The organism is Nocardia sp. NPDC051030 (genome assembly GCF_040683015.1).
In the GTDB taxonomy this organism is placed as follows: Bacteria; Actinomycetota; Actinomycetes; order Mycobacteriales; family Mycobacteriaceae; genus Nocardia.
This window is the reverse complement of the sequence record NZ_JBFBCD010000009.1, coordinates 63,406-83,499: the sequence shown is the minus strand read 5'-3', so window position 1 is coordinate 83,499 and position 20,094 is coordinate 63,406. Positions and strand designations below refer to the sequence as shown.

Genomic DNA, 20,094 nt, shown 5'->3' with positions numbered 1-20,094 from the left:
GAGAGACGCCGCCGCACCGTGGGAAGCGGTGCGGCGGCGTCGGTGGCTCGAGCGGTTGCCGATCAGGCGCGGAGGCGTTCCCGGCGCAACTGATCGACCTCCGGGAGGGCAAGGGGAGCAAGGGAATCCACACCGAGCGCCTGGGTCAGCAGATAGTCGGCGAGCTCCGGGTTACGCGCCAGGGCCGGGCCGTGCATGTAGGTGCCGATGCAGGAGCCCTGCACAACGCCCTCGAGATTGTCGCCGACGCCATTGCCGACGCCCCGGGTCACCCGTGCGAGGGCGGCGGCGTCACCACCGAGTTTGGTTCCGCCCCGGTGGTTTTCGAAGCCCGTGAGGGCCTGGGAGAGGCCGGGAATGAGCGGCGTGGTGGCGACTTCACCGATGGCGCGCTTGTCCTGCGGAGACGTGGTGACATCGAAAAGGCCTACGCCGTCCACACGTTCGCCGGAAGAGGTTTCGTACCAGTGGCCGAGAACCTGGATGGCGGCACAGATGGCGAGAACGGGAGCACCGCGCTCGGCGGCTTCCTGCAGGCCCGGATAGCGCTGCAGATGACGGGTCGCCAGGCGCTGCGCGGAATCCTCCGCACCGCCGAGCGTGTAGAGGTCCAGGGAGTTGGGAACCGGGTCGCTCAAGGAGATTTCGACGATTTCGGCGTCATAGCCACGCATGCGCAGACGCTGGCGCAGGATCACGGCATTGCCGCCGTCGCCGTAGGTGCCCATGACGTCGGGGAGGACGAGGCCGATGCGTACGGTCGAGTCACTCATGCCCGCACCCCGTCCTTCTGCTCCAGATCGCGATTGAGGTCGCGGAACGCGGTGTAGTTGGCGAGCACTTCCACCTGACCCGGCGGGCAGGATGCGATGGCGCGCAAGGGATCCGCGACCGTGATGTGCTCGACTCCGGCATAGGTGAGGCGCACGGCCAGATCGGTGGCGCGTTCTCCGGCCGCCACCACCTGGGTGCCCTCGAAGTGCTCGAAGCGCACGTCCCAGAGCCAGGACAAGTCCTCGCCATCGGGCACCTGGCCATTGACGGCGATCACCAAACCCGTTGCGGCGGGATCGATCATGGACAGCGCTTCCTGCCATCCGGCCGGGTTCTTCGCCAGCAGCAGGCGCGCGGAATGGTCGCCGACCTCGACGGTGCGGTAGCGGCCCGCGATCTCGCGCACGGATCCGGCCGCCACGGTGGCCTTCGCGGCGTCCGCGCCCATGGCCACGGCCGCGGCCACGGCCTGCGCCGCGTTACCGCGGTTGGCGCGGCCCGGAAGAGCAAGGGCGAGCGGGAGTTCCAGACCCTCGGGGCCATAGAGCGTGTGCTCGTCCACCCGCCACTGCGGTTCGGGACGCTTGAAGTCCGCGCCGGTGCTGTACCAGTGCTCGCCCTCCCACACGATCGGCTCGCCGCTGCGCGGACAGCTGCTGGCGTCCACCGCCCAGCCGCTACCGGCCGAGACCCACACCACATTCGGGTGGTCGTAGGCGATGGAGGTGATCAGCACATCGTCGCAATTGGCGATGAGCACGGCGTCGGGGTGCCGGGCCATACCGGCGCGCAGGCGGCGTTCGATCATATTGATCTCGCCGACCCGGTCCAGCTGGTCGCGGGAAAGGTTGAGCAGCACCACGGCGGCCGGGTTCAGCGCGTCGGCCACATGCGGCAGGTGCAGTTCGTCCACCTCGATGGCCGCCAGCCGCGCGGTGCGATTCGCGGTGAGTGCGGCCACGATCCCGGCGTCCATATTCGCGCCGTCGGCCTGGGTGGCGACCGGGCCGAGCGTCTGTAGCGCGGCGGTCGTCATGCGGGTGGTGGTGGACTTGCCATTGGTGCCGGTCACCAGCACCGTGCGACGGCCATGACCCAGCTGGGTCATGATCGACGGATCGATCTTCAGGGCGATCAGCCCGCCGATCATCGATCCCTTACCGCGCCCGGCCTTCTGCGAGGCCCAACCGGCGGCGGTTGCCGCCCGCAGCGCCAGCTGTCCGCGCATCGAGATGTCTGCCACGGGACGAGCTTATGGGGATGGCGGGGCGAGCGTGCAGGCGGCATCGGGGGTGTGGGGCGTGAGATACCCCGCAATCAGCTTTGGTAGAGCTTCTTCTCGTAGGTTTCCGGCGCGTAGTAGGCCGCCAGCTCCTCCACCGTTTCGACCATATCGGGCTTGAGAGACTTGGCGATCTGCGCGACACCGGGCAGGTTGTCCTCCGGCCATTTCTCCGGCTGCCACAGCCCGCTGCGCATGAAGGCCTTGGCGCAGTGGTGGAAGATCTGCTCGATCGCGATCTCGACGGCCAGGATCGGGCGATTGCCGCGCACCACCATGTCGTCGAAATACGGTGCGTCGCTGACCAGGCGCGCACGGCCATTAATCCGCAGCGTCTCCTTGCGGCCGGGGATCAGGAAGATCACGCCGACGTGCGGGTTGGACAGGATATTGAGGTAGCCGTCCGCGCGGCGGTTGCCGGGGCGCTCCGGAATCGCAATGGTCTTGTCGTCGAGCACCTTCACGAAACCGGCCGGATCACCCTTCGGGGAGGCATCGCAATTGCCATCGGCGTCACTGGTGGCCAAGACTACGAACGGGGAGGTGGCGATCCACTCCCGGTCGAGAGAGTGCAGCGTGTACCGATCCTTCGTCGCCGCTCGCGGCATCGGTGCACCGAGGAGTTCGCGCAGTTGGTCCGGGTCGGTGATCTCGCTCATGCCTCGATTCAACGCCCCGGACCGGCCGCCGCACCACTTATTTCCGCTGGACTGTGCGGAATTCCACCCGAGCGGATTTTCAGAGCGGGCTATCGAAGAGGTTGGGCTGACCGGCCTGGTAGCGGCCGATATCGAGCTGCCGGAACGGTTCCAGCTCCACCGCGCGATACAGCTGGAAGGTCTTGCAGCGCTGCGCATCCGAACCGGTGACGTCGAGGAGTTTGTTCACGGCCGTGCGCGCCGCCTCCGACGCGCCCTCCATGGTCGCCAGGTCGACATTGGTGCGCACGTAATCGCCTGCCAGGAACAGGTTTTCGAGATCCGGATGGTAGGAGTCCGGGCGCAGCGCCCAGGAGCCCGCGGTATTGATCAGCAGCGGGTCGGTATTGGTGTTGCGCTTCTTGCCCGCGTCCCAGGCGATGCCGGTGTCCAGGAACCAGGAATGCAGGTCATCGTCGTTCAGTAGATCGTGTTTGTCATTCAGGTGCGCCTTGAGCTGAGCCCACACCTCGCGTGCGATCTCGTCCGGACTGCATTCCTTGGCCGGTTTGCCGGACAGCAGGCCGGGGGTGTTCCAGTCCGAGATATCCACCGAGACACAGTCCTGCACGCTGCCATCACCGAAACCGGTGAGCGGCGTGCGATTCCAGAACTGGTTCTGGGCGATGGAGGTCAGCGACCACGGGGAATCCACGTAGGCAGCGTGCCCGCGCGCGATATTCGAGGGCCGTTTCAGGAAGAACTGGATGCCGGTCATCCAATCCACCGTGAGCTGGCTCATGCCCGCCAATTCCGGTCGCAGCTCCAGGATTTCGGGTGTCCACAGGGTGCGGGCGACCTCCACCGGCATGGCGGAGATGAAGTAATCGGCCTCGATCGTCCGTGCGTTCCCGGAGGAGTCGACGACGTGCGCTCCGGAGATGCGGCGGTCGGTCAACTCCAGGCCGCGCACCTCCGCGCTCACGAATTTCACGCCGAGGCTACGTAGTAGATCCGCCCACGGATTGATCCAGGCCTCATTGGTCGCGCCGTTCAGCAGGCGGTCTAGCGCGCCGTCATTGCCGACCTCGAAGGGGTTGCCGAGGAACTGCTCGCCCATATTCCCGATGGTGCGGGTGCTGGCCAGATCGTCCTTGGCCGCCACCAGCAGGGTGGTCAACGTGCGGGAGAGCAGCATGCGGAATTCGGTGGAACGCCGTCCCGCGCCGACGTATTCGCGCCACGACATCTTGTCCCACTGCTCGTAGCGGCGGGCATCGCAGCTGGAGTTGAAGACCAATAGTCGATTGGCGAAGAACAGCGCGTCGGTCTGCGGCATCTTGGCGGTGGTCGCGATGGCGGAGCCGACGGTTTCGCGGAAGTCGTCCGGGGTGGCCCAGATTCGGCCCGCCTTGCCCATCGGAATGATGGTGTCGTCGGCGTCGCGGCGGGAGAAGCGGGCCTCGGGGGCGGCGACCAGGTTGTCCCACACGCCATTGGCATTGCCCGCGAACGGGATTCGACGCATGGTGTCGGGCAGGTGGCGGTAGAAGCCGGGGAAGAAGCGGAAGCCGTGCTCGCCCCAGAGGTCCGGGCGGCCGTCCTTGCCGGTGCCCGGGACGGGAATGCTGCGCGCCTTGCCGCCGAGCGCCCGCCGTTCATAGACGGTGACGTCGAAGCCGCGCTCGGCGAGCTCGTGCGCGGCGGTCATACCGGCCACGCCGCCCCCCAGCACCGCGACCCGGCGGCCCGGGTCCGCGGAGGCCGTATTCGGGCGGACGGCCCCCGCCGTCAATGCCCCCGCCATCGCCCCCGCCGCGACCGCACCGCGCAGTGCCGTCCGCCGCGTGACGGACAAATGCTGTCCCGCCATTTCCCAACCTCCCGAGCCTGAGAGGGATCCTAGGGATCTCTCGCAAACGGGTGGTCGGTTGGGGTGGATTAGTGCGGAATCACTCCCCGGAATCGGACATAGTTCGCGGATGAGTGGTCGGTTCAGGCGGAGACGGGGATGACTGCGTCCGGAACCTGCGCGGGCCGGGTGGACTCCACGGAGACGGCCTTACGACCGGCCGAGGTGGCGGTAAACGCTCCGGCGATCACGATGGCCGCACCCACCAGGGACAGGGCCGACGGATTCTCGTGCAGGAATGTCCAGGAGGCCGCGATGCCCACCACCGGCACCAGCAGCGACAGCGGAGCCACGGTGCCCGCCGGGTAGCGGCTCATCAAATAGGTCCACAAGCCGGAACCGGCGATGGTGCCCAGCAACACGATGTAGGCCAGGGCGGCGAAGGCAGGCAGACCGCTCGGCGCGAAGGAGGCGGTCAGATCATTCCAGCCGGTCGTCGGCCCCTCGGTCAGCATGGACAGCGCGAACAGCGGCAGCGGCGGAATGACGGTCATCCACAAGGTCAGGTGCAGCGGATTCAAGTTCTCGGATTCGGCTGCGGCAAGCCGGGATCCGATATTTCCGAACGCCCAGCCCAGCCCGCCCGCCAGGGTCAGCAGCACCGGCAGCAGTGCCGCCGTATGCGAACGATCCCAGCCGATCACCGCCATACCCGCCATGGCCACCGCGATCCCGGCCAACTGGATCGGCCGCAACCGCTCGCGCAGGAACACCGCCCCGAGCAACACCGTGAACGGCGCGGACGACTGCAATACCAGCGAGGACAACCCGGTCGGCATCCCCTCCCGCATGGCCGTGAACAGGAACGCGAACTGCAGGATCCCGAACCCCACGCCATAGAGCAGCAGCCACCGCACCGGCACCTGCGGCCGCGGCACGAAGATCAGCACCGGAATCGCGATAACGGCGAATCGCAGCCCCGCGAAAAAGAACGGAGGGAAGTGGTCCAGCCCCACCCGGATGGCCAGAAAGTTCAGCCCCCACAGCACCACCACCGTGAGCCCGAGCAGTCGATCGCGATTCGTCATGCCGAAATATTGAAGCCCGCCAATAGGTAAGAACAATCGAATAATTCTGCACCAACAATGTAGTAGAACTTACCTATGCCGCAGGATGACCACCCCCACACCCCGGGCGAAGGCACCGTCCCACCCCGCACGGCCCGCCCACCTCGCCGAATCCCGGCCGACGCCACCTCACAAGGCGGCACACCCCCACCCGGCACACGCCCCTTCGAACAACCCCGCCCGACCACCGAGAACCCCGCCGCACACCGCGCACCCCAACCCCGCCGAGTGAGCGCCGCCGCAACCGGCCACCTCGAATCGAATCCCAGCGGAGGCCACGGACGGCCCGCCGACGACCCGACCCCCCGGCCGATCCCTCAGGGCGAACCGGCAATTCAGGGGCGTGACAGTGCGGGGACAGCGGCCGGGCCGGTCATGTCGATCGAACGGTTGCGGGTTTTGCGGGAGCTGGCGGATCGAGGGACGGTAGCGGCAGTCGCTGAAGCGCTCTCCATGACCCCTTCAGCGGTCTCCCAGCAACTGAAAGTGCTCGCACAGGAAGCGGGAGTGGCGCTACTGGAACCGGACGGTCGTCGAGTCCGACTCACGGACGCCGGTCGCGCACTGGTGGTCCGGGCCGACGAGGTCCTGGCCGCCATGGAGAAGGCCGTACACGAAATGGCCTCCTACCGAGGGTCACCACGGGGTCAGGTACGCGTGGCACTGTTCCCGTCGGGCGCAGCGCTGCTGCTACCGCACGTGCTCGCGGCCCTGAAGGACAGCGGCGTCGAGGTGGTGGCCCGCGATGAGGATGTACCCCCGGTAGAGGTACCCCGCCTACTGGCGGACTACGACGTAGTACTCACCCATCGCGATGAGCGCGGCGCATCCCTGGCCGGGGCCCGCGTGTCCTCACGAGTACTCATGCGAGAGCCGATCGACGTGGTAGTCGCCCCGGGACATCGCCTGGCGCGCAATGGAACCGCAGTCCCAGCAGAACTCTCGGACGAGACCTGGCTGAGCGTCCGCGGCGGATTCCCGGTAGACGACGTCCTCCGCTCAATCGCCACAGTCACCGGCGTACAACCACGAATAGCCCAGCGCCTCAACGATTTCACCGTAATCGAAGCCCTGGTCGCCTCCAGCTACGGCATCGCCCTCATGCCCCGCTACGCCGTCCGCCACCCAGACCTCGTAATGCTCCGCCTCGAGGGAGTCCGAGCAGCCCGAATCTACGACCTGGCCACCCGCCCAGACGCGGAGAAGCGCCCCGCAGTGGCGGCCGTACTGGCCGCCTTCCAGGAGGCAGCCCGCCGAGCAACATCCCCAAATCAGTCCCGACCCTGACCCTTTCCAGCGTCGTCCCGGTCAGTGCTTCCTGTCACCGACCCAGCCACACTGGCAGTGATCAATCCCCCTGCCGGGGAACGAAGCATCGAGGTACCGATGGGAAAGGAAATCCGTCCGGACGATGCAACTACTCACCAGTGACGAGCAAGAACAGCTGTTCCGGGACTGCCGGCGGCGGGCGTTTCATCTGGAGGTCCAGGACAGCTACGCGGTAGAGGACGAAGCCGAAGCGCTGGCGAAGTTCCTCGAAACCGGCGAGTTCGAATACGACCCTGAATGGCAGCACTGGGATGACCTCATGCGAGAGGTCACCGCGTCGAGACGTGCGGTGCAGCGGGTACGCGTGGTCACCGAACCCCATACCGACTACACGCGGTTCCTTTATGCCACTACGGGAAGCAATATCGACTCCGGAGAGGACATCCGTTGGCTGCCGCGCCATTCGATCACCCCTGACGAGCTGACCACCGACGACTGGTGGCTGTTCGATGATGACACGGTAGCCTTCACGGCTTTCCGGCCGGATGAAACCTTGGGAGGGTTTGCCGTCACCTGTGATCCAAAGATTGTCGATCTCTGCCGTATCGTCCGCGATCGGGTGTGGAGCCTGGCGACCCCTCACGCGGAGTACCGAATCAAGCAGTGAGCAGCGTCCAGCAGGCACGAGAAACCCTCGGCGCGCGGCTCCGAGAACTCCGGAAACAGACCGGCCTGACCGGGGTCAAGTCCAAACGCGTGGTGTAACCGGGGTGGTCACCGCTTGATCCGAAATGGTGGTCAGGCAGTGAGTTCTGCCGGTGTAGTGTCCTCCTGTTCGTCGGTGGGTGTGAGCCCGCGTGAGCGCGCGAGCACGTCCAGGCCGAGGTAGCGGCGGCCCTCGATCCATTCGTCGTGCTGCTCGGCCAGCACGGCCCCGACCAGGCGGATGATCGAACCGCGGTCGGGGAAGATTCCGACCACGTCGGTGCGGCGGCGGATCTCCTTGTTCAACCGTTCCTGGGGGTTGTTGCTCCAGATCTGGCGCCAGATCTGCTTGGGGAATCCGGTGAACGCCAGCAGGTCCGCGCGGGCCGCGTCGAGATGGTCGGCGACCTTCGGAAGCTTCTCGGACAAGGCGTCCAGCATCCGATCATATTGGGCGGCAACCGATTCGGTGTCTGCCTGATCGAACACCGAATGCAGCAAGGTCCTCACCCATGGCCACGAGGATTTCGGACAGACCGACATCAGGTTGACCGTGTAGTGGGTGCGGCAACGCTGCCAGGACGCGCCCGGCAGGGTCGCGCCGATCGCGGCCACCAGCCCGGCGTGGGCGTCGCTGGTGACGAGGGCGACCCCGGACAGACCGCGGGCGACCAGGTCCCGGAAGAAAGCCAGCCAACCGGCCCCGTCTTCGCCGGAAACCACTTGCAGCCCAAGGATTTCACGATAGCCGTCGGCGTTGACGCCGGTCGCGATCAGAGCGTGGACGTTGACCACGCGCCCGTTCTCACGAACCTTGAGCACCAGGGCATCGGCAGCGAGGAACGTGTAGGGGCCCTGATCCAAAGGCCGGGTCCGGAACGCTTCGACCTGAGTGTCGAGCTCGGCGGCCATGATCGAGACCTGCGACTTGGAAAGCTTTGTCACACCGAATGATTCGACGAGGCGTTCCATTCGGCGGGTGGACACGCCCAGCAGGTAGCACGTCGCGACCACCGAGGTCAACGCCCGTTCCGCGCGTTTGCGGTGCTCGAGCAGCCAGTCCGGGAAATAGGTGCCTTGGCGGAGTTTGGGGATCGCGATATCGAGGGTGCCGACGCGGGTGTCGAAATCGCGGTGGCGGTAACCGTTGCGGGAGTTGACGCGCTCGTCGCTGCGTTCGCCGTCGCCGGCGCCGCAGACCGCGTCGGCCTCGGCGCCCATCAGGGTCTGCACGAATGTGGACAGCAGCGTGCGCAGCAGATCCGGGCTGGCAGCGGCCAATTGCTCGGACAACACGGTGCTCGGATCGATAGGCTGGATAGCGGTCATCGCGTGACTTCTTCCTTCAGCTGACTTGGTAGGTCTCTTGAAGGATCACGCGGTGACCACCCTCATGTCCGGGGTTCGACACTCATCGGTCGAGCTACGAGCTGGTACACCATCTTGCTGGACTCAACCCTGACCGGCCTGGAGCTCGCTGGGCTCGCTGGCTGGGATAATTCCAAGGTCTCCCGCTACGAGCACGGGAAGCAAACACCGACGGAGCAAGACATCCATACCTGGTGTGCGCTGACCAACGCACCTCTACACGTTGCCGATCTGATCGCGACAGTGCGGAATGTCGAGGCCGCTTGGTTGGAGTGGAAGCGGATTCAGTCCCACAATGCCCAGAAAAAGACGGCCAAGGTAGAGACCGAGTCCAAGCTGATCCGAGGCTACGACCCGGACCTGATCCCCGGGCTGTTGCAGACACGGGAATACGCAACCGAGGTATTGAGGGAGTGCATCCAATTCGTCGGCGGCCCTGACGACCTGACCGCCGCCGTAGCAGTGCGGATCGAGCGTCAGCAGGTTCTGCGCAAGGGCATGAGGCGATTTCACTTCCTGATTGCCGAACAAGCGCTGTACACAACAGTAGGTTCGGACGAAATCATGGTAAGCCAGCTCGAACATCTTGCGGCACAAGTTCGTTCGTCGCGGGTGGCCCTAGGAATCATTCCACGTACTGCGCGGTTCCGGGCTCCGGTAACCAACTTCCTGATGTACGACGTTCGGCAGGTTCAAGTGGAAACAGTGAGCGCCGAACTCACCATCACCCAGCCACGCGAGGTAGCTCTCTACGAGCGAGCGTTTCAGATCCTGATGAAACAGGCCGCAAAAGGTGAAGCCGCCCGCGAGATGATCCAGATAGCCGTCGCGGCACGACCGACATAGGCACGACGGCCTGGGCGTAGCCGCTACCGGCGAACCGCGCCGGCTACTCGGCTGGATCCGAATCAGGCCGAAGTCAGGCCTTGACCTGGAGTGCACTCCAGCCCATAGCGTATGGGCATGAGCATTCGTCTCGGGTATCAGATGCCGAATTTCAGCTATGGGGTTGCGCCGAAGGATCTGTTTGCGGCGGTTGCCGCGCAGGCTCGGGAAGCGGAGGCGGCGGGGTTTGATGCCGCGTTCGTCATGGACCACTTCTATCAGTTGCCGCTGCTCGGCGCGCCGGGTGAGCCGATGCTGGAGGCGTACAGCGCGTTGTCCGGGCTGGCGGCCGTCACCGAGCGAATTCAGTTGTCCGCCTTGGTGACCGGGAATACCTATCGGAATCCGGCGCTTACCGCGAAGACCGTCACCACCCTGGATGTGGTGAGTAGCGGACGAGCCGTGCTCGGCATCGGGGCGGGCTGGTTCGAGCTGGAGCACCAGGCCTACGGATTCGAATTCGGTTCCTTCACCGAGCGTTTCGAACGCCTCGAAGAGGCCCTGGAGATCATTACGCCGATGCTGCGCGGCCAGCACTCCACCTTCGATGGCAAGTGGTATCGCACCAAGGACGCCATGAACGAGCCGCGGGTGCGGGATGATCTGCCGATTCTGCTGGGCGGCGGCGGCGAGAAGAAGACGTTCGCACTGGCGGCTCGCTTCGCCGACCATCTGAACATCATCTGCAATGCGTCGGAGCTGCCGCGCAAGCTGGAGGCCCTGCACGCGCGCCTCGATGAGGCCGGTCGCGATCCGAAGACCCTCGAGACCAGCTTCCTGGCCTTCGTCATCGTGGACGAGGACGGCGACCGCGCCCGCAAGTCGCAGGCCGAACTGCTGCGGCGGCAGGGTATTTCGGATTTGTCGGCCTTGCCGGTGGAGGCATTGCGGCAGTCGCCGGCCGATCGGCAGTTCGTCGGCACGCCCGACGAGGTGGCCGAGCAGCTGCAGACCCGGGTGCTCGACCACGGAATCGACGGCCTGATCGTCAATATGATCACCAATGGCCACGAGGCGGGGTCGGTGGAGCTCGCGGGCCGCGCGCTCGCCCCGCTGGTTCGCGGCTGACTCCTGAACGACGAAGCCCCGCAGCACTTCTGCTGCGGGGCTTCGTACGTCTGATCCAGCCTAGCGCTGCTGGTTCGGGTGCATGCCCTGTTGGGCCGCGTGGTAGCCGAAGTCGTCGGCGACCATGGCGGCCAGTTCGAGAAGGGCGCGGCGGGTGGGCTTGCCGACCAGTTCGAGGTCGATTTCCGCACCCTCGGCGAGGTGGTCGTCGAACGGGACGACCTGAACGGCTCGGGTGCGGTCCAGGAACAGTTTGCGGAGCTGGTCCAGGTCGACCGTGGAGGAACCCTTGCGGGAGGCGTTGACCACCACGACAGTTCGTTCCACCAGCTTGTGGTAGCCGTGGTGGTCGAGCCAGTCCAGGGTTGCCGATGCGCTGCGCGCGCCGTCGATGGCCGGGGACGTGACCAGGACCAGTGAACTGGCCATATCGAGCACGCCCGCCATGGCGGAGTGCATGAGTCCGGTGCCGCAGTCGGTCAGGATGATGTTGTAGAACTGCTGCAGGATGCCGATGGCCTTGCGGTAGTCGGCCTCGCTGAAGGCCTCCGACACTGCCGGATCCTGTTCGCTGGCAAGCACTTCGAGGCGGCTGGGGGCCTGCGAGGTGTGGGCGCGCACATCGGAGTAGCGGGTGATGTGCGTGTCCTCCAGCAGGTTCCGCACCGTGGAGCGGGTCTGCCGGGGTACGCGATGGGCCAGGGTGCCGAGGTCGGGGTTGGCGTCGATGGCGATGACGCGGTCGCCGCGCTCCGAGGCGAAGGTGGAGCCGAGACCGACCGTGGTGGTGGTCTTTCCGACACCGCCCTTGAGCGACAGGATGGCGATCCGGTAGTCGCCGCGCACCGGCTGGTTGACCCGCTCCACCAGCTGCCCGTAGACCACATCGGCCGACGATTCACCGGGATTGATCATGCCGCCGGACGCCTTGTGCACGGCGCGCCGCCAGCCGCCGCGCGGAGACCGGCGGGCCCGCTTCAGCAGATTCAGGTCATTGACCGAATGCCCGGGCGGCGGTTGCTGCCCGTAACCCTGCTGCGGAAAACCCTGCTGCGGCTGGCCATTCCAGCCCGGCGGCGGACCCTGTTGCGGGCCGCCCTGCTGCGGGCCCTGCTGTTGAAAAGAACCCGGCTGCTGCATGGGCGGCTGCGGCTGATGCTGCTGCACCGGCGGCGGGGACCAGCTGTAGATCGGCCCGCCCGGCTGATCATTGGCGGGCGCGAACTGACCCGGCTGGCCGGAGCCGCCGAACTGACCGGGCATACCGGGCTGACCCGGCTGCCCCTGTGCGCCAGGATGTTCCGGCTGCGGTTCGCCACGGTTCTCCGGGAACACGCGGCGGACCATGCCGTCGCTGCCGATCTCCTGCCGGATCTCGCCGTACGGGGTCTCGTCGCGGACTTCGCCGTAACCGCCACCGGGCGGCGGGAACCCGCCGGGCGCACCGGGATTCGGCGGCGGCGCGAACTGCCCCGAATCCGGCATCGGGTAACCGCCGGGGAAGCTCGGCTGTGGACCGGTCGGGAAGGGTCCGTTCGGACCGGCGGGACCGCCGTTCGGACCGCCGGGACCGCCGTACGGACCGGAGGGGGCGAAACCGCCCGGCGCGAACGGATTCGGTCCGCCGGGCGCACCCGCACCGGGAGCGAACGGACCGTTCGGTCCGGGAGCAAAGGGGTTCGGCCCATCACCGGATCCGGCGAACGGACCCTCGGTGGGCTGCTCGATCGAATCAGGGACCGGCGGGAAGAATCCGGCCGGCTGCTCGTCGGCGTCCGGGGCGGGCTCCGCGACCTCGGCGGCCGAGTCCTCCGCGGGTGCGGGGACCTCGGTCAAGTCCTTGATCTTCACCACGCGGGTGGAGTCGTCGGTGTCCCCCGGCTCGCCCGTACCGGGCTGCGAGGTCGAATTCTGATCGTTCGTGGTCACGTGTCCCCCATCTGCTCGACAGCTCGAACAGAGAGCTCGGCGCTAATGCGGCTTCAACGCTAGCAGTAGCGCCGCCTCTCCGAGACGTCAGCGGTTAACGGGCCGCCCGGTTGACCGCCGAGACCACGGCCCGCAGCGAGGCGGTGGTGATCGAGGTCGCGATGCCCACGCCCCAGGTCACCTTGTCGCCGACCGCGACCTCCACGTAGGAGGCGGCCTGCGCATCGTCACCGGCGGACATGGCGTGCTCGCTGTAGTCCAGGATGCGGACGTCGTAGCCGATACCGGCCAGGGCGTCCACGAAGGCCGCGAGCGGGCCATTGCCCTCGCCGGAAATCTCCTGGTCGACGCCGTCCACCTTCACGACCGCCTCGATATGGTCCACGCCGCCATCGATTTCCGAGGCGGTGACCTTCTGGCGGATGCGCTCCAGCGGGCGGATCGGGGTCAGGTACTCCTCGGCGAAGACGTCCCACATCTCCTTCGGGCTGACCTCGCCGCCCTCACCGTCGGTGATCTTCTGGATGGCCTGCGAGAACTCGATCTGCAGGCGGCGCGGCAGCACCAGCCCGTGATCGGTCTTCATGATGTAGGCGACGCCGCCCTTGCCGGACTGCGAGTTGACCCGGATGACGGCCTCGTAGGTGCGACCGACGTCCTTCGGGTCGATGGGCAGGTACGGGACCGCCCAGGTGATGTCGTCGACATCCGCGCCCGCGGCGTCGGCATCGGCCTTCATGGCGTCCAGGCCCTTGTTGATGGCGTCCTGGTGCGACCCGGAGAATGCCGTGTAGACCAGGTCGCCGCCGTACGGGTGGCGCTCGGCCACGGGCAGCTGGTTGCAGTATTCGACCGTGCGGCGGATCTCGTCGATATTGGAGAAGTCGATCTGCGGATCCACGCCACGCGAGAACATATTCATGCCCAGCGTCACCAGGCAGACATTGCCGGTGCGCTCGCCATTGCCGAACAGGCAGCCCTCGATGCGGTCCGCCCCGGCCAGGTAGCCCAGTTCGGCGGCGGCCACGGCGGTGCCGCGGTCATTGTGCGGGTGCAGCGACAGCACGATGGAGTCGCGGCGAGCCAGATTCCGGCTCATCCACTCGATCGAATCGGCGTAGATGTTCGGGGTCGCCATCTCGACGGTCGCCGGCAGGTTGATGATCAGCGGCTTCTGCGGGGTGGGCGCGATGATCTCGGAGACCGCGTCGCACACGTCCAGGGCGTAACCCAGTTCGGTGCCGGTGTAGGACTCGGGGCTGTACTCGTAGCGCCAGTTGGTGTCCGGGTACTTCTTCTCGATCTCCAGGCACAGCGAGGCGGCGTCGGTGGCGATCTTCTTGACGGCCTCGCGGTCCGCGCGGAAGACCACGCGGCGCTGCAGGATCGAGGTCGAGTTGTAGAAGTGCACGATCACATTGGTCGCGCCGTTGCAGGCCTCGAAGGTGCGCTCGATCAGTTCGGCGCGGGCCTGGGTCAGCACCTGAATGGTGACGTCGGCCGGAATCGCGTTGTCCTCGATGATCTCTCGGACGAAGTCGAAGTCGGTCTGCGAGGCGGACGGGAAGCCGACCTCGATCTCCTTGTAGCCCATCCGGACCAGCAGGTCGAACATGCGGCGCTTGCGGGCCGGGCTCATCGGATCGATCAGTGCCTGATTGCCGTCGCGCAGGTCCACGGCACACCAGCCGGGCGCGCGGTCGATGATCTTGCCCGGCCAGGTGCGGTCGGGCAGCTCGATGGCCTCGACCTCTTCGGCGAACGGGCGATACCGGAAGGTCGGCATCGAGGAGTTCTTCTGGGTGTTCCACGCGGGCTGATCAGCCGGGGCGGGCTTGGACGGCACGGTGATGGTGCGCGAACCGGATACGAAGGCATCAGCAGGTGACATGGCGATTTATCTCCGAGAGTGTGGCTGGATCCCAAGGTTGGGGTAGACCGGCACGACTAACACCCGCGACGGGAGCCAGTCTGTATCAGAACCCGTCGCGGCGGTCGAGGAGAAGTAGTACCCGCTGCATGATGATCGAAGTTTACAGGTCCGCAATACCTCGCCGGAAGGCGGGGAGGCGCGGGCCACAGTCCGGGGGCGTGCGCACCCGGGTCAGTACTGCGCCACGCAAAGCTCGTGAATGAATCGCATCTTGGCCAGCACCGGGTCGGCCAGCACGAACGGGTACAGGTCGGGATGACCCATGGAGCGGTTCAGCATATTGAGCGACCAGGCCAGCGGCAGCCACAGGTCGATGATGCGATCGAAGTCGCCGCGGCCGTTCTGGGGACGGTCCAGGGTCGCGCCGGAGGGTGCGAAGCCGAAGGCGGCGGCGGTATCGAGGGTGTCGCGAATGTGCAGGTAGTGGGCGAAGGTCTCGGCCCAGTCCTCGCCCGGGTGCATGGTGGCGTAGGCGGAGACGTAGTCGTCCTCCCAGCCGGGCGGGGTGCCTTCGGCGTAGTGGCGGTCGAGAGCCTCCTGGTAGTCGAGGTCCGGGTCGCCGAACAGTTCCCGGAAGCGGGACCGGTCGGTATCGGTGACGATCAGGGCCTGGAAATAGAAGTGGCCGATCTCGTGCCGGAAGTGGCCGAGCACGGTGCGATACGGCTCGGCCAGCTCGACCCGGAGCTTCTCGCGGTGCGCGTCATCGCCCTCGGCCAGATCGAGGGTGATGACGCCGTCCTCGTAGCCGGTGATCACCCGTTCGGTGCCGCTGGCGAGCAGATCGAAGGTGAGACCGTGCTCGGGATCGGTGTCGCGATCCACCAGGGGCAGGCCGAGTTCGGTGAGTTCCAGGACCAATCGGCGTTTGGCCGCCTCGGCCCGAGCGAAGGCGGGGAGCCATTTGTCATCACCGTCCGCCGGACGGGTGCGGGTGAGGCAGCAGGATTCACACAGGGTATTGCCCCCCTTGGGAACCAACCAGTTACATTGCGCCACATACTGATTGGCGCACTGCACATAGCGCGCCGGTTCCGGTCCGTTCGACAGCACCACCAGCGTGCGTTCGGCCAAGCTGAATCCCAGTGTGCTGCCGCAGTTCAGGCACAGCGTGTTCTCGAAGGCCAATTGCTGGCCGCACTGCGGGCAGGTGAAGTCGCGCATGCTGTTTCACACCTCGATGGGAGCGACGTCGACGGAGACCCGGATGGTGCTCTTCTTGGCGTCGGTGTAGATGATTCCGCGCAGCGGCGGCACGTCGGCGTAGTCCCGGCCCCAGGCCAGGGTGACGTAGCGTTCGTCGGCGAATTTGTCATTGGTGGGGTCGAATCCGATCCAGCGGTCCCCGGACAGGCCGCCGAATTCGCCGGGGAGCCAGACCGCCGCCCAGGCGTGGGTGGCGTCCGCGCCGACCAGGCGGGGTTTGCCGGGCGGCGGATTGGTGGCGAGATAACCGGAGACGTAGCGCGCGGCCAGGCCCTGTGAGCGCAGGCAGGCGAGGCCGAGCCGGGCGAAGTCCTGGCAGACGCCCTCGCGGGCGCGGAAGACATCGGCGACGCGGGTGCTGACGGTGGTGGAACCGGATTCGTAGGTGAAGTCGGCGTGGATGCGGGTGGTCAGTTCGGCCACCGCCGCGAGCAGCGGGCGGCCGGGCGGGAAGGATTCGGCGGCGTAGGCGGCGACCTCCGGAATGATTTCGGGCGGGTTCAGGTCGAGGGCGAATTCGACTGCGAGGGGGCCGTTCCGGTCGGTTGGGCGGGCCTTCTCCCAGGGCATGGAGTCGGTCCGGGCGGGCGGCGGTTCGACTTCGACGGTCGATTCACCGGTCACCTCCAGCCGGGTGTGCTCGGCGGTGACGTGGAAGTAGAGGGTGGTGTTGCCGTACACATCCGCGCCGACCGACCGGTCCGATGGCACCGGGTCGATGTGCACCTCGTGGCCGAGCAGCCGCTGGCCCGGGAATTCGCGCGGCGTCAGAAATGCGCGCCCGTATGAGCTGGTGACCGCGTCGGAGTACCCGTAGATCGTGCTGTGCAGCACCCGATACCGGCGCGCGCCCATGCCCTCACCCCACCACTCGCGTGGAACCCCACAGCGGCTGTGTCTCGCGCGGTACCGAAAGCCTGGTGGCCTCGAAGGATTCGGAGATCTTGCGCAATCGCAGGTGCACGCCGTCCAGGAGTTCGGCCAGTTCGGTGCGGCGACCGTCGGCGTCGACGGCCTCCAGATCGGCCGGGTCCAGGCGGCGCAGCATGCGCTGGGCATCGCTGAGCAGGCGTTGCGGGCGTGAGGATCCGGAGGCGGCGGGCAAGGTCAGGAAGCTCTCCTGGAGGCGTTCCAGCTGATAGATCAGCGAGCGGGGATTGGTGGCGTCGAACAGCAGCAGTCCGGCGACGGCGGCGATGCGCACCGAATCCCGATGGCGGCGACGGTAACTCACCGAGGACACGGTGGCTTGCAGGACGGCATCGGTCACCACCCGCCCGACCTCCGGCGCGTACGTATCGGTGAGCGCCGCCCGCAGCAGCGAGGTGAGCGCCAGCCCGCGTTCGATCCGCCGCCCGATATCCATGACATACCAGCCGGTGTCGCGCACAGTCGATTCCGCGTCGATCCCGGTCAGCGAAAGCAGCGCCGCCAGCGTCCGCGAATGCACAGCGGACAGCGCCGCCACCCGATCCCCGCGCGCACCAACGTATTCCGACAGCGCACGGTCGATCGACCCGAGCACCATCCAGGTATCCGGCGACAACTGATCCCGCACCGCGCGGGCAGCTTTCCCGTACGCCTCCACCGCATACGCCAGCGACCCTCGCACCTCCCGATCCACGGTCAGCGTGACCAGATAATCGTGGTCGCGGCGAGACGCACCCGGCAGCGCGATCGGCACGGTCGGCTCATCGGAGTACTCCCGGCGGCGACCCGCACCGAGCCGCCCACCCGAACCCGGCTGCGGTTCCGCAGACTCCGGCTGCGACGGTCCTTGTCCCTGACGCTGACCGCCTGGGCCCTGGGGCTGGGTACCCCCGCCTTCCGACTGCCCGCCTCCGCCCTGCGACTGTCCACCACCACCCTGCGACTGTCCACCTCCGCCTTGTGACTGCGTGCCGCCGCTTTGCGATTGGCTACCGCCACCCTGCGATTGCGCACCTCCACCTTGCGACTGGGTACCGCCGCTTTGCGATTGGCTACCGCCACCCCGCGACTGCGCACCTCCGTCTTGCGATTGGCTACCCCCACCTTGCGACTGCGCACCGCCACCTTGCGATTGGCTTCCGCCGCCTTGCGATTGCGTGCCGCCGCCCTGGGGTTCGCTCATTCCGCCTTGCGATTGGCCGGTTGGGGCGGCGGGTTCTTCCCCACCGCGGCGAGGGGTGGGGCGGACGGTCGAATCCGGGTGAGCGGCTGTGCGTTTCGGGGCGGGAGCGGTTGTTCCCGTCATGGTGCCGAGGGTGCTCATGAGGATCGGCATGGCGTCCGCGCCCTCCATCCATGGGCGGTAGCGGTAGTCCTGGTGGCGGTCGTGGATGGCGTCGAGGAGGCGGACGGTGGCTTCGGCGCGTTCGCTGTAGCGGCCGAGCCAGAAGAGGTCGTTGAGGACGCGCGGGGAGCTGATGACGTCGAGGGCGGCGAGGACGGGGGCGGGCGCGGGGCGCTCGCGTTCTTCCGGGATCTCGACGGCGGGGACGGCGGCGGGAGTGGCGCGGACCCAGACGTCCTTGGCGGCAGCCTCGCCGAGCATGGTGCCGTCGGGGCCGGTGCGCTGGTGCAGTTGACCGAGTCCGCCTGCCATGACGCGGTATCCGACGCGCCCGGCCAGGGAGAAGAGGCGGAAGGCCACGGGCGCGGCGACGAGACCGCCCGAGCCTCCGGCCACCGCGGGGGCGACGGAGAAGCGGGCGGGTTCCTGGCCCACCCACTTCCAGCCTTCGGTCTCGATGCGGGCCCGCCACTCGCCGCGCTGGGCCGCGGTCAGGACGGGGCCGAAGACGGTGGTGTTGTCGACGGCCGAGCGCAGGATCAGGCGGTGCAGGTTGGCGCACAGGTGACTGCGTTCGGAATCGTCGCCACCCCAATAGGATTGGACGCCGGGCAGTTTCAGATCCTGATCCAGCAGCAGTCGGGACAGGCGCGGCAGGAAGGCCGCGAGAGCGGGGCTTTCCAGCAGTCCGCTGCCGAGGGTGTTCACCACGGTGACCGCGCCGCGCCGCAACACCTCCACCAGCCCGACCACGCCGAGCCGCGAATCCGGCCGCAGATCCAGCGGATCGGAGAATTCGGCGTCGACGCGACGCAGCACCACATCGACCTGCTTCAGGGTGCCGAGCGAACGCATCCACAGCCGCCCGTCGCGCACCACCAGATCAGCGCTCTCCACCAGCGGAAATCCCAGTACCGACGCGAGATACGCCTGATCGAAGGCGGTTTCGGAGTGCACGCCGGGGCTGAGCACGACCACTACGGGTTCCTCGTCGGCGGCGCGCGGCGCGGCCTCGATGAGCATGAGCCGCATGGCGCGAATGAACGGATTGAGCGGTCGCGGGCTGGCCAATTCGAAGGCCTCCGGAATGGCCGCCGACACCACCCGCCGGTCCGCGAGGGCGTATCCGGCCCCGGACGGCGCTTGGGCCCAGTCGGCGAGCACCCGGAATTCCCCGTCGCTCCAGCGGCTGATATCGCAGGCGTGCAGGAACAGCTGATGCCTGCCGGGCAGTGAAATCCCGTGCGCGGCACGCATATACCCGCTGTGCGCGAAAACGATCTGGGGTGGCAGCGCCCCCGAGGTGAGGGTGCGGCGTTCGCCGTAGATATCGGCGAGAATCGCGTCGAGCAGCCGGGAGCGCTGCACCACACCGGCTTCCAGCACGGCCCAGTCGTCGTCGGAGACAAGCAGCGGGATCGGGTCGAGCCGCCAGGCGGTGGCCGTCGCGGTTTCCTCACCGGGCTTGAGTTCGGTGTAGGTGATGCCGTCGTCCTCGATGAGCCGTCGCACCCGGGTGTCGATGCGGTGCAATCCATCGCGGCCCTGGTCCAGGAAGTCGGCGGACAGGTCGGCCCACATATGTCGCAACCGGCCCTCGTGGTCGGCGAGTTCGTCGTAGAAGCCGCTGGTGGGCAGTCCGCAGGCGTCGGTCGCGCCGGTGTCCTGGGCGGCCGCACGGTATTTCGCGAATTCGTCGATCACCTCGCGGCGGGCGGACAGAGTGCTCCAGCGGTCGGGTCCCTCGCCCATGGGTGTTGTGTCGAGCGCTGTCACCGCTACC

At 67.0% G+C, this 20,094-nt stretch carries 15 protein-coding genes; 4 read left to right on the top strand and 11 right to left on the bottom strand.

Going from position 1 to position 20,094, the window contains the following annotated elements; translation table 11 throughout:
* Positions 1–62: 62 nt before the first annotated feature.
* The 5 genes from AB0N05_RS28250 to AB0N05_RS28230 form a co-directional block, all read right to left on the bottom strand.
* Positions 63–773, bottom strand: a complete 711-nt coding sequence (locus tag AB0N05_RS28250; protein ID WP_364699265.1) for a glutamine amidotransferase — start codon at positions 771–773, stop codon at positions 63–65.
* A complete protein-coding gene (locus AB0N05_RS28245; RefSeq protein WP_364700066.1) occupies positions 770–2,002 on the bottom strand; it encodes a MurT ligase domain-containing protein in 1,233 nt (410 codons plus the stop codon). The genes AB0N05_RS28250 and AB0N05_RS28245 overlap by 4 nt, the downstream gene beginning before the upstream one ends.
* Positions 2,003–2,091: 89 nt before the next feature.
* The gene (locus tag AB0N05_RS28240) at positions 2,092–2,715 is read right to left on the bottom strand and encodes a pyridoxamine 5'-phosphate oxidase family protein (RefSeq protein ID WP_364699263.1); all 624 of its coding nucleotides are present in this window, start codon (positions 2,713–2,715) and stop codon (positions 2,092–2,094) included.
* Between the two features lie 79 nt (positions 2,716–2,794).
* The gene (locus tag AB0N05_RS28235) at positions 2,795–4,567 is read right to left on the bottom strand and encodes an FAD-dependent oxidoreductase (RefSeq protein ID WP_364699261.1); all 1,773 of its coding nucleotides are present in this window, start codon (positions 4,565–4,567) and stop codon (positions 2,795–2,797) included.
* A 122-nt stretch (positions 4,568–4,689) separates the two neighbouring features.
* Positions 4,690–5,634: an EamA family transporter gene (locus AB0N05_RS28230; RefSeq protein ID WP_364699259.1), complete on the bottom strand. Its 945-nt coding sequence runs from the start codon at positions 5,632–5,634 to the stop codon at positions 4,690–4,692.
* A 414-nt stretch (positions 5,635–6,048) separates the two neighbouring features.
* Here AB0N05_RS28230 and AB0N05_RS28225 point away from each other — a divergent pair, with 414 nt between their 5' ends.
* Together AB0N05_RS28225 and AB0N05_RS28220 are read left to right on the top strand one after the other, a co-directional pair.
* Positions 6,049–6,960 carry a LysR family transcriptional regulator gene (locus tag AB0N05_RS28225; RefSeq protein ID WP_364700064.1) on the top strand — a complete coding sequence of 304 codons (912 nt, stop codon included), beginning with the start codon at positions 6,049–6,051 and terminating at the stop codon, positions 6,958–6,960.
* Positions 6,961–7,084: 124 nt separating this feature from the next.
* Complete coding sequence (locus tag AB0N05_RS28220; RefSeq protein ID WP_364699257.1) at positions 7,085–7,609, top strand: DUF6879 family protein; 525 nt, start codon at positions 7,085–7,087, stop codon at positions 7,607–7,609.
* Between the two features lie 131 nt (positions 7,610–7,740).
* Here AB0N05_RS28220 and AB0N05_RS28215 read toward each other — a convergent pair whose 3' ends face one another.
* Positions 7,741–8,976, bottom strand: a complete 1,236-nt coding sequence (locus tag AB0N05_RS28215; protein ID WP_364699255.1) for an IS256 family transposase — start codon at positions 8,974–8,976, stop codon at positions 7,741–7,743.
* A gap of 114 nt (positions 8,977–9,090) precedes the next feature.
* On the opposite strand from AB0N05_RS28215, the gene AB0N05_RS28210 reads away from it, so the two are divergent.
* On the top strand, positions 9,091–9,861 hold the full coding sequence (locus AB0N05_RS28210; protein WP_364699253.1) for a helix-turn-helix transcriptional regulator: 771 nt from the start codon (positions 9,091–9,093) through the stop codon (positions 9,859–9,861).
* Between the two features lie 117 nt (positions 9,862–9,978).
* Entirely contained in the window at positions 9,979–10,968 is a 990-nt protein-coding gene (locus tag AB0N05_RS28205; RefSeq protein WP_364699251.1) for an LLM class F420-dependent oxidoreductase, read from the top strand.
* 60 nt (positions 10,969–11,028) lie between these two features.
* Here AB0N05_RS28205 and AB0N05_RS28200 read toward each other — a convergent pair whose 3' ends face one another.
* From AB0N05_RS28200 to AB0N05_RS28180, 5 genes are all read right to left on the bottom strand, one after another.
* A complete protein-coding gene (locus AB0N05_RS28200; RefSeq protein WP_364699249.1) occupies positions 11,029–12,897 on the bottom strand; it encodes a MinD/ParA family protein in 1,869 nt (622 codons plus the stop codon).
* Positions 12,898–12,991: 94 nt separating this feature from the next.
* Complete coding sequence (gene leuA, locus AB0N05_RS28195) at positions 12,992–14,788, bottom strand: 2-isopropylmalate synthase (protein ID WP_364699247.1); 1,797 nt, start codon at positions 14,786–14,788, stop codon at positions 12,992–12,994.
* A 213-nt stretch (positions 14,789–15,001) separates the two neighbouring features.
* A complete protein-coding gene (locus AB0N05_RS28190; protein WP_364699245.1) occupies positions 15,002–15,994 on the bottom strand; it encodes a putative zinc-binding metallopeptidase in 993 nt (330 codons plus the stop codon).
* Positions 15,995–16,000: 6 nt separating this feature from the next.
* The gene (locus AB0N05_RS28185) at positions 16,001–16,891 is read right to left on the bottom strand and encodes a transglutaminase family protein (RefSeq protein WP_364699243.1); all 891 of its coding nucleotides are present in this window, start codon (positions 16,889–16,891) and stop codon (positions 16,001–16,003) included.
* Positions 16,892–16,895: 4 nt separating this feature from the next.
* Entirely contained in the window at positions 16,896–20,063 is a 3,168-nt protein-coding gene (locus AB0N05_RS28180) for a circularly permuted type 2 ATP-grasp protein (protein WP_364699241.1), read from the bottom strand.
* Positions 20,064–20,094 lie beyond the last annotated feature (31 nt).